Raw genomic sequence first — 15,606 nt, 5'->3', positions numbered from 1 at the left:
AGCAGGCGTTTTGCCTATCATTTTTCACAACGGCCAATCTGTGTCTACCTCCTATCTTGATCACAATCTATGAGATGGACAGCAAGAAAATAAATGCTTTTTGTCCACCAACATATGATAATGATTCCCAATCTCATTCTATGTTTTTAGAAATCAGTTGTCAATAATGAATGAGCGCCATCTTATATTTTTAACACTCCTCTGAAAAAAGCCCCCCTCTTAACGGAGGGGAGGAGGTTCATAGTGAAGAATTTTCCGTAGAAAAATCGTAATTGTAACAAACTTTGTAAAGCTCTTTTATTTCTTCTTTTGATGGCACTCTAGGGTTGTTTTGTGGACTTCCGCTGGCAAGCGCATCAGTCGCCATTTTTTCGATAGCGTTTTCAAAATCATGTTGATCAATGCCCCAATTTTTTAAATTAGGAATATTTAAATCTAGGCAAAGCTTTTTTACAGAACGAACGGCGATTTTTGCTGCTTCATCGTTGGAAAGGGTTTTTGCTGTTGGATCAAAATATGTTCCTAATACAGCTAAGCGATCGGTACAAGCTTCGTAACTAAACTCTAAAACGGCCGGTAGTAGCATCGCATTTGAAATTCCATGCGGGACATGGAACAGCGCACCAATTGGCCTTGACATACCGTGCACTAGACAAACAGAAGAATTGGTAAAGGCCATACCTGCCTGTAATGCTCCCAGCGCCATTCCTTCTCTTGCTTCAATATTGTTTCCGTCCTCATATGCCTCTTTTAAGTGTTTCACGATTAATTCCATTGCAGAAAGTGCTAGAACGTCTGTCATTGGATGAGAACGTTTAGAAATGTAAGCTTCAACAGCATGACTTAAAGCATCAATTCCAGTGGCGGCCGTGACAGCTTTAGGAGAAGATAAAGTGAAGAGTGGGTCGACAATGGCGACGTCAGGCATGAAGGCAGGTTGTTTGATCATCATTTTTACATCATTAGCAGTATTGGTTATGACTGTTACATCCGTAGCTTCCGATCCGGTTCCGGCTGTTGTTGGAATGGCAATGTGCGGGATGGATGGATTTCCTGCGACTTTTTTTCTTCCCATATAATCGCCAATATAACCACCATTTGTTGCAACCACAGCAACGGCTTTGGCTGTATCAATACAACTTCCTCCACCTAGCGAAATCACTAAATCGCACTTTTCTTCTTGAAGAAGATGTAATGCTTCTTCCACGTAACCATCATTTGGTTCTGAATCCACACCTGAATAGACAACGCTTACAATTTCTTCTTTTAAAAGCTCATGTTGAAGTTTTTCAATATTCCCTAAGCTCTCCATAATTTTGTCGCTTATTACTAAAGCTTTTCTGCCTCTTAATGCTGCTTCTTTGCCTACTGTTTGAAAGGCATTGCATCCATAGGATATGGTTTGGGGTGTTTGAAACAAGGCATAATCTCTCATTTGGTACACTCCTTTCTTTTTTCACCATATAAATACGCAAGACGTATGCCAATTATTAAATGCAATTACCATAAGATCCTTTAGTGCCCGATATGATATATAGACAGACAAGTGTTTCAGATCATAACGATCTATATAAATACAGATGAATGTTCCAAAAAAAGCCCACTGCTTTCCTCATTTTTTAGCCGAAAGTTCAGGGTGGATGGAGAAGTGTTAATGACGTGTCTCGGTTATTCCAAAATGTTCCAAGTGCCGAACAACGAGCTGCTTCTAAACAAGTTCATTTGTTTAGAAGTCGGCTGGTTCGGTCGCCCGGCTGTCAAAGCGTTGATCTATTTTGCTAGAGTAAAAAGTTTATGGAGTGGAATCTTGAAAGAAGCAGGAGAATGGTAATATTTGTGCAAATAGAATTAAGGTGTTTATTTAAAAATGATTTAAAACTTTAATTTTCCCTTTGTTTGAAAAACGAGGATAATAACAATAAACCAATGCCAATCATTAAATACCATCCCTTGACGTCATATGAAATCATAAGGATTAGTTCCTAAATATTTGCTGGACCTGAATTAGGACTGTTGTTAAACGGATATTTCAATATAAAAGGTAATATACCTAAAAGCGTTAAAATAACTCCTAAAATCATGAACAAAACAGAGAAAACTTTCATAAACAATCCTCTTTTCATTTGTGTTATTTTATCGTAATTCAGAGAATGAAAATCATTTTATGGCGTATTTTACTTGCTGAGCCTCTCCCACCTGCATTTCGTTAAGAGGCGGGAGATTTCTTGAAAAAATAACAAACTTTGCGACAACCGTCTTGATTTATAAGCAACAATGCCAGTAAAGTCTGGACCTTCTGACCCGCTTTATATTAAGAAAAATAATAAGGGTGGGAAAAATTTCTGTTTCATATCGTTTCTCTCTCATTCGTCATATAAGAATTTTTGCAACAGAACTTATACATGCAGAAGCCCCTTGCCAAACACGTTATCATCTTCCCGTGATTGCTTTTTTGTGTCCAAACATTTCACATCAACTATCGTTGTTGCTGTTATAAGAAATAAGCCTTCAGAAGTAGGGAGAATGAAAAACGCGGCCCATATTGTATTGCCATTATTTTTCCCCCGTTATAATGATGAATAGTGCGAAGATAGAGAAGGTTTTTGATCGGTGTAAAAAACGCGTAACATACAAGCGATAAAGAGGGGGACGGAATATTGAAGAAAATAGGACCTAATGGCATGAAATGGCTGAAAATCATCCATGTTTTTTTAGTGGTTTTGTTTTTTGGCGGCATTTTGAGCTCGGTAGCATTGAATTTCTGGATTGATTTTACAAAATATGATGAAGCCTACCACGGTTATAAAAACATGGTGACGATAAGTGATCATGTAGTCAGATGGGGAGCGGTTGGAACTTTGTTTAGTAGGCTTTATTTACGGATTTTTCACCCATTGGGGATTTTTTAAGCATCGCTGGGTCGGCGTCAAATTTGGTCTTTATATGATCCAAACCGTTGTTGGCATTTTTGTCGTCGACCGTTTGATGATTGCCAATATGGAATTATTGGAAACGCAAAAGGAACTAGCTTTAAGCAATCCGGCTTTTCTTCAAAATCATGAAATAAGGCAATACGCGGTATATTTTCAAGTGGCCGTCACCGTTTTTATTTTTATTATTTCATATTTAAAACCTTGGAGAAAGAAAAAACTTCAACCGAAATAAACAAATTAGTAACTGTGAGTGTGCCAACATAAAAAGCGCGGTTCAATGGTCATTCATTCGGCACTTTTTTGTTAATGATTATTTTGCGCCTTAGAAATTGAAAAATCAAACAGAAATCCTTAGAGCGAATCATTAGAGAAAAAGATCAATGAGCGATAAACAAAGGGTCATATATGCTGAAAAAATGGACGATACTAACAAACGGTGATGCTTGTGTATAAAAAAGAAGAGCTTGTCCGTTTTGTCGAAGAAGCGAAGCCGTACGCCCGCGATGGAAAGGTGGCCGATTATATCCCCGCGCTGGGAAAAGCGAATCCGAATGAATTGTCGATCGCCATCTATATGCCGGATGGTCAGGTGATCGATGCTGGCGATGTAACAGTCAAAGTGACATTGCAAAGCATTTCGAAAATTATTGCGCTTGCGCTTGTCTTGATTGACTGCGGCGAAGAGAAAGTATTCCGCAAAGTCGGCATGGAGCCGACGGGAGACCCGTTTCACTCAATCGCCAAGCTTGAAGACATGCAGCCAGCCAAACCGCTTAATCCGATGATTAACGCTGGAGCGCTGGCGGTGACGCATATGATCCGCGGCGGTTCGGTCGAGGAACGGCTTGTCCGGCTGTTGGCATTCGTCCGCCGCCTCGCCGGCAATGAAAGCATTTCCTACTCGAAAGAAGTGGCTCAATCTGAGTTTGCGACCGCCTTTTTAAATCGTTCGCTTTGCTATTTCCTGAAGCAGCATGGTATTATCGATGAAGATGTTGAAGAACTAATGGATTTGTATACGAAGCAGTGTGCCATTGAGATGACGTGCATCGATTTGGCGCATATCGGCCTTGTATTGGCGCTTGATGGGCGAGACCCGCAATCGGGTGAACCGCTCATGCCGCCTGATGTCGCCCGTATCTGCAAAACGTTTATGGTGACGTGCGGTATGTACAACGCTTCAGGGGAGTTTGCGATTAAAATTGGCATTCCCGCGAAAAGCGGTGTTTCAGGCGGTATTCTCGCGGCTGTTCCTAAACGGTGTGGAATCGGCATTTTCGGTCCAGCGCTCGACGATAAGGGAAATAGCTTAACGGGAATGAAATTGCTTGAGCTGCTGTCAAAAACATATTCACTAAGTATTTTCTAGGAGGAGACAAACATGAAAACATTTATGGTGCAGTTTCACCGCGAAGATGATATGGAAACGATGAAAGTCGGCAAATTGAACGAAGGCGAGTTCAATGAGGTAACTGAAGGCGGGACGCGCCATTTGTTCGACTTGGATACGAACATCGGCTACTTTGTCTTTTTTGATGCCGAAGACACAAAAGGAAATGTATCCTATTTGATGCTTCAATATGAAGAAGACCAAGAAGAAGCGAGCGCATGCTATAGCTTTGAGATGAAAGATTTTTATGAATTTATGGCCCTATACTTAAATGATCTTGAATTCGCCGATGAGGAAGAGATGGCCGGAGAAGGCGATAAAGAGGAAGCATACGGTCCGATTCACCATTTGGTCCATTTGCTCTACCATATTGTGGAGGAAGGAAAGACGGTGGAAGTGTAAGGGATGAAAGAAGCTGTTTTCAAAGGCCAGTAACATGATTTTTGAAAACAGCTTTCTTCGCTTAGCCCGGATGGAAGAGAAATCTTCTATGCGGGCTTTTTGGCGCTTAGAGGCCGTGTATCTAAGCATTGAGAGCATTCGTTAGTAGCGCTTTTACTGTAGGAACATCAGCAGGTGCCCATTCAAGGGATGTTAGATCTTGAAGCGGCACCCATTTTAATTCTGCATGCTCTTTCGCCTTTGGCTCCCCTTCCGCAATTTTTGCTTTATACGTAAGCAAATGGACGATCACATCTGGATATTCATAATGCACTTCTTCCATTTTTTCATCTACTTTAATTGTGCAGCCTAATTCTTCGAAAATTTCTCTTGATAATGTTTCTTCTGGCTTCTCTCCTTCTTCCATCTTGCCGCCAGGGAATTCCCATACATTCGGTAATGTCATTTGAGGAGAACGAAGAGCACACAAAATACGATTTTGCTCATCTTCAATAACGGCGCCGATGACAAGAACGGTCTTTTTCATGATGTTATTCTCCTTTTTGTTCGCATTTTTACTTTATTTTATCACAAAATATTCGATGCAAAGCTTAGTTGTTTTTTTGATTTCTGGAAAAACGCTGAAGAATCTTTGAGTGATAAATTTTGGTATGATATAAGAGCGGGACAATCTATTTGTCTGGATACTAGTCCAATGTGTGTCGCATAGATTCGTTTTCATGCAAAGAAATTATGGTGTTTTGGTAAAAAAACTAAAACCAATTGACATTGCTTGTGTCTAGCTCAATCATTCCATATTTTTAGTAAAATAATGGATTATCCACACTTTTGATCTTATCCTAATGTTTAGTTGGTCTTGTTTCAGATGAACACTGATTTACAAGGAGACTTGTATATGAGGAAATTTGTCATTTTTGCGTATTTTATTTGTTGCTGTTTTATTTTCGGATGTGAAAAATCGAAAGAAATAAACCACGCAAGATATCCAACTTTTGTCGCACTTGCCGATGGAGATAGTAAGTTGATTTTTCTTGATAAGAAGATGAATATAGTGAAAGAAATTAATAATAAAAACAAATTTCAAAGTTTTTCTATAGACGGAAATCGTGTTTATGCTTTAGAGGATGGTACGTATACGGGAACTAAACCCTCGATGCTCATCATGAATCTTTCGAATGGTTATATTGAAAGAAAAATAAAACTGCCACATATACCAGCGGCCTTTGTGGTCGTGAAGCAAAAAGCTTATATTGCTTCATCTGAAATATTTAGAGAGGGAATGCCTTTTTTTATTGTTAATTTGTCTAATGGGAAAATAGAAAAATTGATGTTTACCAAAGGAATGGTTAATACAATTAAACATTATAAAGATGAAATTTTCATTTCTATAAATTCTGGGGGGAGCATGAGCCAGCACAGTAATGTATATAGAATACAAACTAATGATGCATCCCTTTCATTTCATCCTGTTATTCAAGATCATCTTGAATTACCTCCAAGTGATTTTGTAATTGAAGATAACAAAATGTACTGTGTTTTTACAGGTTTTTCTTACGGACCACGGCCTGAGTGGGTGAAAGATCCTGAAAAATATACAAATAGGTTTATGGTTATCGATTTGAATAATGGGAAAATCATTTATGAGAAGAAATTGTCTAAGCCTTTCCCGCAAAAAATAATTAGCGTGGGGAATAAATTCTATATTAATAATTATACGGATATGGACATGAAAGGAAAATTTTTAACAATAATTAATAAAAAAGATTTTGGTGAATCATTTTTACCTATAAAGAATCCAGCCTATTTTGACTACAACAAACAATTAAAAGGATTTTTAGTGTCTAATCCTCAAAACGGAACATTACAATTTATGAAAAATGGTAAAATAGTTAAGAAACTTAAAGTTGGTGAAAATAGTAGCATAGTTAAGTCTGTGCAAAAATAAAACTTTGGCTATCTGTTTGAATGAAGCTAAAATCAGCCAGTATAAAAAAAGAACTTTTTTCCTCGAACAAAAGCTGTTCCCATAAAAAGTTGATGACTCTTTATTTGGAGTTCAGGGGTTATCTAATAGGGAAAAGGTCAACTTCAGTCATTTGAAGAATTGAACGAACGATGCCCGTAAAAACACGGCTGAAAGGCAAGTGCACACACTTGCCTTTTCGTCATGTGAATGCGTGATGAAGGTCATGAACACCCCCGCTTTGGTTCTGTGAAGCGGGGGTGTTCGTCCTCTATTAAACAAAAAAGCCATCACTTTTCAGCGCATATTACAACTGCTGCCTCCAAGTTACTCAAAGACTGGTGCCATATATTCATACTCAAAGGTTTGGAGGAATTGGCGAGCTGCTTTTGACAGACGGCGGTTTTTAAGCCAAATCACGGCAGATTCTGATTCAATCTTGCAATCTTCAATTTCACTAATTTTTAAATCGGTTAAAGGGAAGGAGCATAATGTCGACTTCGGAAGCAGCGCCACTCCTACTCCTGCTCTTGCAAGAGAGAGGAGCATGGCGGCATCAGGGCCTTGACAAACAACATTCGGTTCAAATCCATGCTTTCGACATGTATCGATCACGAGCTCATAAAGGCCGACACCGCTAACTCGGTGTAATAGGATTAATGGAATATGCTTGAGTTCCTGGATTCGCATCTTTGGGCTGACAGGCCAGTGTTTCGATGAGATCACGACAAAATGATCCGCGGGCAACATAAGCAGCGAAAAGTCATGCAGGTCTAAAGGGAGGCGGACGATGGCAAGTTCGATTTCGCGGTTTCGTAAATTCTGCGCCAGACGGAATGAATCTCCCTCATATAACCGAAAACGAACCTTTGGATATTGTTCACGAAACTGCCGAATGCGTTCCGGTATGTAAGCAAAGCATGTTTTGACGGATCCGATCGATAAGATTCCCTTAATGCCTTGCCCCACTTCTTTTACTTCTGTAATGGTATCATCAAGTTGATGCAGCAGCTCTTTTGCTCGTCTATACAAAATTTCCCCGGCTTCTGTCAGCTCCATATTTTTTCCGTTCCTTTCCATCAAAAGAACGCCTAGCTCATCTTCGAGAGATTTCAATTGGTAGCTTAGCGGAGGCTGGGCCATATGGAGCTTTTTGGCTGCTCGAGTAATCTGTCCTTCCTCCGCAATGGTTGAAAAATAACGAAGCTGCTTAATATCCATTACAGTCTCCATCCTTTCCATTAAGTATATTTTTTTTGTATAGAGCATTAATTTTTTTAGTATTTTTCATATAGATTAACACATGATACATTTGATTTGTAAGATATTTCAGATAAAATGAAATTTTCTAACTAAAAGAAACGAGGGAGAGCGAGAAGATGGGAAATTTGGAAGCGGTTAAGAAAAAATTGCGAGGTTCCATTGCTCCGATTATAACCCCGTTTAACGAGGATGGTTCGATTGATTTTGAAACGCTGGAGCAATTGATCAACTGGCATATTGAGAGCGGTAGCCATGCGATTTCTGTAACGGGAACAACGGGGGAGCCGAGTTCATTGACGCTTGAAGAGCGCGTACAAGTGATGAAAGCAGCGGTTAAAGCGGTGAACGGTCGCGTTCCTTTCGTACCGGGTACAGGTTCGACTAATCATGCTGAAACGCTTTATTTAACAAAGATAGCGCAAGAAATTGGCGCCGATGCGGCATTAGTAATTGTTCCATATTATAATAAACCATCTCAGCATGCCCTTTATAAACACTTTAAAGCGGTAGCTGATTCTGTGGATATTCCGATTATTGTCTACAATATTCCAGGAAGAACAGCGGTCAATCTTGAAGTGAAAACACTTGCGAAATTGCGGGAAGATTGTCCAAACATTATCGGGGTGAAGGAGTCTAACAAGGATTTTGAACATGTAAACCGAGTGTTGCTGGAATGCGGAAGAGATTTTCTCCTTTATTCAGGCATTGAACTGTTATGCTATCCAATGTTGGCGATTGGCGGGGCGGGATATATAAGCGCCACAGCTAATGTCGAGCCGAAGAAGGTAGCCGAAATGTACAATGCTTGGAATGCAGGCAACGTCCAACGCGCATTGGAGCTTCATTATGAGTTAATGCCATTAAATGATGTGCTCTTTAAAGACACGAATCCCGCTCCTGTAAAGGCGGCATTAGGCATGATGGGGAAAATTAAACCGGTTCTTCGTCTGCCAATGGACTTACCGACACAGGCTTTGCAAGATGAAATCCGCGAAGTTCTCAAGAGATACGTAGATTTGCCGGAGGAAGTTTCATCGAACTCATGAGACGGTCCTTTTCCATAACATCATAAAAAATAGGGTAAAGGGATGTGAAAAAAGATGGAGAATCAAGGAATAGCCGTTCAAAAATCGGCTCATAAGCAAGTAGACGATGTCCAGCACTATATAAACGGGAAATTTGTAGAGGGCCGGTCAGGAACCAGCTTTGATAACATCAATCCTTTTACAAATGAAGTGATCAACCGTGTAGCAGAAGGCCGCCAGGAGGATGTAAATGAAGCGGTGATGGCAGCGAAAAGAGCGTTTGAGCATGGCCCGTGGGGAACGATGAAAGTGGAAGCGCGAATGAAGTATATAAATCGTATCGCTGATCTGATTGATGAAGAAATTGAGGAAATTGCCTTTTTAGAAGCGCTGGATACGGGACTTCCGATAAGTCAAACGAAAAAGATGACAGCACGGGCTGCGGAAAACTTCCGCTTTTATGCAAGAATGGTTCAAGCCAAATTGCACGGCGAGTCCTACCTGGTTGATAAAGAATTCATCAACTATACCATTTACAAGCCGCTTGGCGTGATTGGACTGATTACACCGTGGAATGCTCCTTTCATGCTGGAAACGTGGAAAGTCGCACCGGCATTAGCAACAGGCAATACAGTCGTATTGAAGCCCGCAGAGCTTTCACCGTTAACAGCTAATAAACTGGCCGAAGTGATTCATAAAGCCGGTCTTCCAGAGGGGGTATTTAATGTCGTCCATGGTTTTGGAGAAACGGCAGGAGCCGCTCTTGTTGCGCATCCAGATGTGAAAGCGATTTCTTTTACAGGTGAAACTACAACAGGCTCGATCATTATGAAAAATTCAGCGGATACATTAAAAAAAGTATCGATGGAGCTTGGTGGAAAATCGCCATTCATTGTATTTGAAGATGCTGATTTAGAGAGGGCGCTTGATGCCGCCGTATGGGGAATTTTCTCGTTCAACGGTGAACGCTGTACCGCAAACTCTCGCGTTTTTCTTCATAAAAACATTAAGCCTCAATTTGTAGAAGCATTAAAAGAGCGTGTAGCCAACATCAAAATAGGAGATCCTTTAGATCCTGCTACACAGCTGGGACCTTTAATTGAAAAAGCCCATTTTAATAAAGTGCAGAGCTACATCGAACTGGCAAAAGAAGAAGGATGTGAGGTGGTACAAGGGAGCGTGCCTGAGGAATTAAGGGAAGGGAACTTTGTCCCGCCAACCTTATTATTAAATGCCAAAAATGAAATGAGAGTATGCCAAGAAGAAATATTTGGCCCTGTGATGGCCGTTATTGAATTTGAGACAGAGGAAGAAGTGATTGCAATGGCCAACGATGTAAGATATGGACTTGCAGGCTACGTCTGGACAAACGATATTAAAAAAGCGCATCGTGTGGCACATGCGGTCGATGCCGGAATGCTATGGATTAATGCTCAAAATGTAAGAGATCTTCGCATTCCGTTTGGCGGTACGAAAGATAGCGGAATTGGCCGAGAAGGCGGACATTATGCCATTTTCGAATTTTACACGGAGCCGAAAGTGATTCATGTAGCAATTGGGAATCACCATATACCTCAATTTGGAAAAAAGAAATAGAGAATCAAAGAAGCAGATAGAATAACAATGGATCGGTGATGAAGGGAATTTCCAAAGGAGAGAGTGAGATGCCAGCTAAAACAGGAAAACAATATATTGAGAGAGTAAATGAGGCGCAGGCAGTTGTCTGGATTAATGGCGAACAAGTAAGAGGAAAGATTTCTGAGCATCCTGCTTTTAAAGGAGTCATGAAAACGCAAGCAGAGATGTATGATATGCAACATGATCCCGCCAAGCGAGATTATATGACATATGTATCGCCAACAACAGGAGAACGTGTAGGGACTTCATTTATCCAGCCAAGAACAAAAGAAGATCTTGTGATGCGCCGCAAGATGATGCAAGAATGGGCCAAATATAATGGAGGAATGATGGGACGTTCTCCAGACTATCTTAACGTTGGCATCATGGCTTACGGCGCAGCTGCCAAAATGTTTGGGAAACAAGATCCGTTTTACGCTAAAAATATGGAAGAATATTACGAGTATTGCAGAGAAAATGATATTTCTCTCACTCATACGCTCATTCAGCCTCAAGTCAATCGGGCGGTCAATGCCGCACAGCTGCCAGATCCTTATATTGCCGCTCGGATTGTGAAGAAAACATCGGAAGGAGTGGTGATTCGCGGAGCGCGTTTGCTTGCAACGCAAGGGGGAATTACAGATGAAATTATGGTATTTCCTTCGACTCTATTAAAACAATCCGAAGAAGAAAACCCATATGCTTATGCATTTGCAATTCCCAATAACACCCCCGGGTTAAAATTTATTTGCCGTGAATCATTCGATTACGGAAAATCCCACTTTGACCACCCGCTGGGATCACGCTTTGAAGAAATGGATACGGTTGTTGTTTTTGATGATGTGGTGGTGCCGTGGAACCGCGTATTTGCACTTGGTGATGTAAGCGTTTGCAACCAGGCGTACAACGAAAGCAATGCCGTTGTTCATATGACGCATCAAGTAGTCGCTAAAAACATTGTGAAAACGGAATTTGTGTTAGGAATTTTACAGCTAATGGTGGAAACGATCAACATCGGACAGTTCCAGCATGTCCAAGAAAAAATGTCCGAGGTGATTATCGCGTTAGAAACGATGAAAGCCTACATGACAGCAGCGGAAGCGAACGCAAAAATAGATAAATGGGGGATTATGACGCCTGATTTTACGCCACTAAATATTGCTCGCAATTATTATCCAAAGATTTACCCTCGATTTAGTGAAATTATGCAGCTATTAGGTGCTAGCGGTTTAATGGCTATTCCGTCAGAAGCAGATTTTAAGTCAGACATTCGCCCAGATTTAGATAAGTATTTGCAAGCGGCTAATGGAGAAGCTTACCATCGTGTGAAATTGTACCGTCTTGCTTGGGATGTTTGTATGAGTGCATTCGGCACAAGACAAACCTTATATGAGCGCTTTTTCTTTGGCGATCCTGTCAGAATGGCGAGTGCTTTATATAACGGCTATGATAAGCAAGAATATGTAGATCGTGTGAAAGAGTTTCTCGACCGTTCAGAACAGATGATTCAAAATAATTAAATTCTTTGCGATAGAGGGTTGTGAGATGGTTTTTCAGTTCATCATCTATTGACGAGTTGCCGCAACTAGATCATGAAAGCTAGCAAGAAATCACGGGAAGCCTATATAGATACGACTAAGGAAAAGTACAGCCCATTCAAGAAGAATTTCTATAAGTCTCGACGGTTGGCAAAAGTGGCTGGGTACGTCAAAGTATGGCCGAGTCCCAAACAACCAATCGCTTACAGGTGTCAATAGGCGAGGGTGGTCGGTTGTCCGACCGTCGAAAAGTGTAGTGAAGGTATTACCACATTCAATAAGTGGGGGAGTTGGTAGGATGGAATTTAATATTATCCGCATTGCGAGAGTAGTGATTAACGTCACGGATTTAGATCGTTCGAGAGATTTTTATGTAAACGCTTTAGGTTTTGTTGAAACAGAGTGTGACGGAGAACATATTTATTTAAGAGGATTAGAAGAGCATACGCATCATAGCTTAGTGTTAAAAAAATCAGATCAACTTGGTGTTCATGCCCTTGGATATAAAGTGGCGTCAGAAGCCGATTTAGATAAATTAGCCGCGTTATTTCAAGCAAAAGGCTTGAAAACGAAATGGTTGGAAGAAGGAACGCAATATGCGATCGGCAGAGCATTGCATGTCCATGATGTATCCGGGATGCCATTGGAGTTTTTCTGCAAAATGGATCGGGTGGAGCGGATGCTTCAACGTTATGATCAGTATAAAGGGGCGAGAATCCAGCGCATTGACCATGTAAACTGCATGGTTCCTGATGTAGAAAAAGCCTATGACTTTTTTATGAAAGAATTAGGATTTGCTTGCTCTGAGTACACCGTGACAGAGAAAGAGCGGATTTGGGCAGCATGGCTCCACCGAAAACAAGGGGTACACGATCAAGCTTTTATGAACGGAGAAGGTCCGCGCCTTCATCATATCGGCTTTTGGCTGCCAGATCCATTAGCATTAATCCATTGTTGCGATATACTGGCTTCTATCGGCTATGCAGAAAGTATTGAGAGAGGACCAGGGCGCCACGGACTTTCCAATGCCTTTTTCCTTTATTTAAGAGATCCGGATGGTTATCGAATTGAGCTTTACAACGGGGACTACTTGACAAGTGATCCCGATTTTATTCCGATTCGTTGGGAGTTAGATGACCCGAGACGTCAAACATTTTGGGGGCATAAAGCTCCAGAAAGCTGGTTTAACGAAACGTTTCCGTTTTTAGACATTGATACAGGAGAACCGATTCCTGTCTCCAAAGCGACTTTAGAAAAAATTAAACCAGAATTTATCCTATAGCTGCTTGTCCATGGGATCAAACAGAACGAAGGGGGGATGAGCAGTGGATGATCGGACATTTAGAAATGCAATGGGAAAATTCGCGACAGGAGTAACGGTAATCACAACGGCAGTAGATAGGGACGTTCATGGAATGACAGCCAATGCATTTATGTCGGTTTCTCTTAACCCTCGATTAGTGCTCATTTCGATTGGGGAAAAAGCGAAAATGCTAGAAAAATTGAATCAGTCAGACGCATTCGCTGTCAATATCTTGTCTGAAGATCAGAAGGAATTATCCATGCAGTTTGCAGGACAAATACAGAAAAAGCGCGAGGTAACATTTGAGTGGCTACATGGTATTCCTATTTTAAATGGTGCTTTGGCCAATATTGTCTGCCATGTTTATAGCAAGCAGCTGGCGGGAGACCACACGTTATTTATCGGGGAAGTCATCGATGTGGTTGTGGGGGAAGGGACGCCGCTAACCTTTTTTGCCGGAAAGTATGGAAAAATTGCAAATATATAAAATCGCATGTAGCAGGAGGATGGCTTTTACTCGAACAACCAACCGCTTCTTTAGACGAATGGTGAGATCTGGAAGCGGTATTGTTCGAGAACGCTGAAAAACGACAGGGCGTTAAAAAAATTAAGGTTGATCTGGAGAACAGGGAGGTGTAGCGATGGAAACCGTTTATATCCGGCATCCGATTTCCGCATCCGTCACAGCTCAAATGAGGCCTTGTGTTTTGGCGCTTGGCTTTTTCGACGGCGTTCATCTTGGACATAAAGAAGTTCTAGAGGCTGCCAAAGCAGCGGCGAAGCAAAAGCAGCTCTCCTTTGGCGTTATGACCTTTTATCCTCATCCTAAAGATATTATCCAAGCAAATGAAGAGCCGAGAAAGTATTTAACTCCTTTGCCGATAAAGGAAGAACGGTTTCGAGAGATGGGGGTGGAAAAATTATTCGTGGTCCATTTTACTCCTGAATTTGCGCGTCTCCGGCCGAAAGATTTCGTCGTCCAATATATCGTAGGCCTTCGTTGTAAGCATGTCGTAGCCGGATTTGATTATCATTACGGATATAAAGGCAAAGGAACGATGGCCACTTTGAAAAATGAAGGGGACGGAAAGTTTCAAGTAACAGTGATCCATCCGATCAAACGCGAGCAGGAAAAAATCAGTTCTACTGCTATCCGCAATCTGCTGTCTGTTGGGAACGTAGCCTTGATTCCTAGTTATCTTGGTGACTTCTACGAAATAAGAGGGAAAGTCAAAAAAGCGTCGATCTATTATAAAAATAATCAATTTCTTCATATTCTAGTAGATGAAGAATATATGCTGCCAACGCCCGGTATATATAAAGTTTATGTGGAAATAGATGGGCAACGATATAAGGGGATTTGCCAGCAAATTTCTAGCAATGGTAATCAATCATTCCTTTTAGTTCAGCTGACAAATTGCCTCATCAACACGTATGAGAAACGGGTTAAGGTAAAATGGCTTCAATTCTCTTTGCGCAAAGCAAAAGAGGATCACGACATCTATCAATATATGGAGGGAGAGCGAAGAATTATTTAGTCCTGTCTTGATGAAGATTGGATTGAAAAAGGTCTTAACCAATCAGTTCCGTCCTCTGAAAATAATGGAACAAGTCCATCATTTGCAATAGGGGACGCAGGAATGGATACGAAAAATAGCTTGTTTCAGAAAATGGTATATAAGCAAAATCACGAAACCTCTCGCATGCCATATAGCAGAGTAAAGGAAAGCTGTTTGGAAAAGAGTTCATCTGCGTTTGAAGAGATGGCAGAACGGAAACGAGTCGGACGTAAAAAATGAACGACAAAAAAGTGGAGGATTGGTGATATGATGGGACAAAATGAACGGGTCGTTGTTAACCATCAACAGCTCCATTATAAGGAGCTTGCTGCATCGGAGAAATTCAAACAGCTTTTAGCTGTAAAGAAGCGCTTTACCATTTATGTAACCCTATTTTTTCTTATCTTCTCTCTTTTGCTCCCCATTTTGGCATTCTACACTAACATCTTAAAAAAGCCTGCCATAGGCGCTATTTCATGGGCTTGGATATTCGTTTTTGCTCAATTTGTGATGACATGGATCATCTGCCACTTGTATGTAAAAAAAGCGGCTGAATTTGATGACATGGCGGACCAAGTGCTGCTGCATCATCAAGAAGAGGGGGAAAGATGAA

Annotated in this window: 17 protein-coding genes; 14 read left to right on the top strand and 3 right to left on the bottom strand. The window is 41.0% G+C overall.

What is annotated here, in order from left to right; genetic code table 11:
* Positions 1 to 238: 238 nt before the first annotated feature.
* Complete coding sequence (locus GFC28_RS07695; RefSeq protein ID WP_044742081.1) at positions 239 to 1,435, bottom strand: iron-containing alcohol dehydrogenase; 1,197 nt, start codon at positions 1,433 to 1,435, stop codon at positions 239 to 241.
* Between the two features lie 213 nt (positions 1,436 to 1,648).
* Between GFC28_RS07695 and GFC28_RS19240 the strand changes: the two genes are divergently transcribed.
* From GFC28_RS19240 to GFC28_RS07680, 5 genes are all read left to right on the top strand, one after another.
* On the top strand, positions 1,649 to 1,831 hold the full coding sequence (locus tag GFC28_RS19240) for a hypothetical protein (protein WP_156487520.1): 183 nt from the start codon (positions 1,649 to 1,651) through the stop codon (positions 1,829 to 1,831).
* 826 nt (positions 1,832 to 2,657) lie between these two features.
* Positions 2,658 to 2,909 (top strand): hypothetical protein, encoded by a 252-nt coding sequence (locus GFC28_RS19730; protein WP_231883426.1) that lies wholly within the window; start codon positions 2,658 to 2,660, stop codon positions 2,907 to 2,909.
* Entirely contained in the window at positions 2,851 to 3,165 is a 315-nt protein-coding gene (locus tag GFC28_RS19725) for a hypothetical protein (protein ID WP_231883427.1), read from the top strand. Before GFC28_RS19730 ends, GFC28_RS19725 begins: the two co-directional genes overlap by 59 nt.
* Before the next feature lie 207 nt (positions 3,166 to 3,372).
* Entirely contained in the window at positions 3,373 to 4,302 is a 930-nt protein-coding gene (gene glsA / locus GFC28_RS07685) for a glutaminase A (RefSeq protein WP_044742120.1), read from the top strand.
* 12 nt (positions 4,303 to 4,314) lie between these two features.
* Entirely contained in the window at positions 4,315 to 4,725 is a 411-nt protein-coding gene (locus GFC28_RS07680) for a hypothetical protein (protein WP_044742082.1), read from the top strand.
* Between the two features lie 121 nt (positions 4,726 to 4,846).
* On the opposite strand, the gene GFC28_RS07675 is transcribed toward GFC28_RS07680, so the two are convergent.
* Complete coding sequence (locus tag GFC28_RS07675; RefSeq protein ID WP_044742083.1) at positions 4,847 to 5,251, bottom strand: (deoxy)nucleoside triphosphate pyrophosphohydrolase; 405 nt, start codon at positions 5,249 to 5,251, stop codon at positions 4,847 to 4,849.
* 369 nt (positions 5,252 to 5,620) lie between these two features.
* Here GFC28_RS07675 and GFC28_RS07670 point away from each other — a divergent pair, with 369 nt between their 5' ends.
* Positions 5,621 to 6,670 carry a hypothetical protein gene (locus GFC28_RS07670; RefSeq protein ID WP_044742084.1) on the top strand — a complete coding sequence of 350 codons (1,050 nt, stop codon included), beginning with the start codon at positions 5,621 to 5,623 and terminating at the stop codon, positions 6,668 to 6,670.
* 345 nt (positions 6,671 to 7,015) lie between these two features.
* Here the strand turns inward: GFC28_RS07670 and GFC28_RS07665 are convergent, their stop codons facing one another.
* Positions 7,016 to 7,909 carry a LysR family transcriptional regulator gene (locus tag GFC28_RS07665; RefSeq protein ID WP_044742085.1) on the bottom strand — a complete coding sequence of 298 codons (894 nt, stop codon included), beginning with the start codon at positions 7,907 to 7,909 and terminating at the stop codon, positions 7,016 to 7,018.
* A 158-nt stretch (positions 7,910 to 8,067) separates the two neighbouring features.
* Between GFC28_RS07665 and hpaI the strand changes: the two genes are divergently transcribed.
* From hpaI to GFC28_RS07630, 8 genes are all read left to right on the top strand, one after another.
* A complete protein-coding gene (gene hpaI, locus GFC28_RS07660) occupies positions 8,068 to 8,997 on the top strand; it encodes a 2,4-dihydroxyhept-2-ene-1,7-dioic acid aldolase (RefSeq protein WP_044742086.1) in 930 nt (309 codons plus the stop codon).
* A 54-nt stretch (positions 8,998 to 9,051) separates the two neighbouring features.
* Positions 9,052 to 10,572 carry a 5-carboxymethyl-2-hydroxymuconate semialdehyde dehydrogenase gene (gene hpaE / locus GFC28_RS07655; protein ID WP_044742087.1) on the top strand — a complete coding sequence of 507 codons (1,521 nt, stop codon included), beginning with the start codon at positions 9,052 to 9,054 and terminating at the stop codon, positions 10,570 to 10,572.
* Positions 10,573 to 10,640: 68 nt separating this feature from the next.
* Entirely contained in the window at positions 10,641 to 12,113 is a 1,473-nt protein-coding gene (gene hpaB / locus GFC28_RS07650) for a 4-hydroxyphenylacetate 3-monooxygenase, oxygenase component (RefSeq protein ID WP_044742088.1), read from the top strand.
* 316 nt (positions 12,114 to 12,429) lie between these two features.
* Complete coding sequence (gene hpaD / locus GFC28_RS07645; protein ID WP_044742089.1) at positions 12,430 to 13,413, top strand: 3,4-dihydroxyphenylacetate 2,3-dioxygenase; 984 nt, start codon at positions 12,430 to 12,432, stop codon at positions 13,411 to 13,413.
* Positions 13,414 to 13,456: 43 nt separating this feature from the next.
* Positions 13,457 to 13,921, top strand: coding sequence for a flavin reductase family protein (locus GFC28_RS07640; protein ID WP_044742090.1), 465 nt, complete (start codon positions 13,457 to 13,459; stop codon positions 13,919 to 13,921).
* A gap of 154 nt (positions 13,922 to 14,075) precedes the next feature.
* Positions 14,076 to 14,972 carry a cytidyltransferase gene (locus tag GFC28_RS07635; RefSeq protein WP_044742091.1) on the top strand — a complete coding sequence of 299 codons (897 nt, stop codon included), beginning with the start codon at positions 14,076 to 14,078 and terminating at the stop codon, positions 14,970 to 14,972.
* Positions 14,973 to 15,074: 102 nt separating this feature from the next.
* On the top strand, positions 15,075 to 15,233 hold the full coding sequence (locus GFC28_RS19235; RefSeq protein WP_156450541.1) for a hypothetical protein: 159 nt from the start codon (positions 15,075 to 15,077) through the stop codon (positions 15,231 to 15,233).
* Positions 15,234 to 15,260: 27 nt separating this feature from the next.
* Positions 15,261 to 15,605 carry a DUF485 domain-containing protein gene (locus GFC28_RS07630; RefSeq protein ID WP_231734655.1) on the top strand — a complete coding sequence of 115 codons (345 nt, stop codon included), beginning with the start codon at positions 15,261 to 15,263 and terminating at the stop codon, positions 15,603 to 15,605.
* The last annotated feature ends 1 nt before the right edge of the window (position 15,606 follow it).

The sequence above is a fragment of the Anoxybacillus sp. B2M1 genome (assembly GCF_001634265.1).
Classification (GTDB): Bacteria; Bacillota; Bacilli; order Bacillales; family Anoxybacillaceae; genus Anoxybacteroides; species Anoxybacteroides rupiense.
This window is presented reverse-complemented; position numbering and strand designations above follow the sequence as displayed.

Excerpts from the sequence above, each read along its gene's own strand:
- hpaB (WP_044742088.1), top strand. The coding sequence starts at position 10,641 with ATGCCAGCTAAAACAGGAAAACAATATATTGAGAGAGTAAATGAGGCG.
- GFC28_RS07675 (WP_044742083.1), bottom strand. The coding sequence starts at position 5,251 with ATGAAAAAGACCGTTCTTGTCATCGGCGCCGTTATTGAAGATGAGCAA.
- GFC28_RS07695 (WP_044742081.1), bottom strand. The coding sequence starts at position 1,435 with ATGAGAGATTATGCCTTGTTTCAAACACCCCAAACCATATCCTATGGA.
- GFC28_RS19235 (WP_156450541.1), top strand. The coding sequence starts at position 15,075 with ATGGATACGAAAAATAGCTTGTTTCAGAAAATGGTATATAAGCAAAAT.
- hpaE (WP_044742087.1), top strand. The coding sequence starts at position 9,052 with ATGGAGAATCAAGGAATAGCCGTTCAAAAATCGGCTCATAAGCAAGTA.
- GFC28_RS07665 (WP_044742085.1), bottom strand. The coding sequence starts at position 7,909 with ATGGATATTAAGCAGCTTCGTTATTTTTCAACCATTGCGGAGGAAGGA.
- GFC28_RS07680 (WP_044742082.1), top strand. The coding sequence starts at position 4,315 with ATGAAAACATTTATGGTGCAGTTTCACCGCGAAGATGATATGGAAACG.
- GFC28_RS07630 (WP_231734655.1), top strand. The coding sequence starts at position 15,261 with ATGATGGGACAAAATGAACGGGTCGTTGTTAACCATCAACAGCTCCAT.
- glsA (WP_044742120.1), top strand. The coding sequence starts at position 3,373 with ATGCTTGTGTATAAAAAAGAAGAGCTTGTCCGTTTTGTCGAAGAAGCG.
- hpaI (WP_044742086.1), top strand. The coding sequence starts at position 8,068 with ATGGGAAATTTGGAAGCGGTTAAGAAAAAATTGCGAGGTTCCATTGCT.
- GFC28_RS07670 (WP_044742084.1), top strand. The coding sequence starts at position 5,621 with ATGAGGAAATTTGTCATTTTTGCGTATTTTATTTGTTGCTGTTTTATT.
- hpaD (WP_044742089.1), top strand. The coding sequence starts at position 12,430 with ATGGAATTTAATATTATCCGCATTGCGAGAGTAGTGATTAACGTCACG.
- GFC28_RS07635 (WP_044742091.1), top strand. The coding sequence starts at position 14,076 with ATGGAAACCGTTTATATCCGGCATCCGATTTCCGCATCCGTCACAGCT.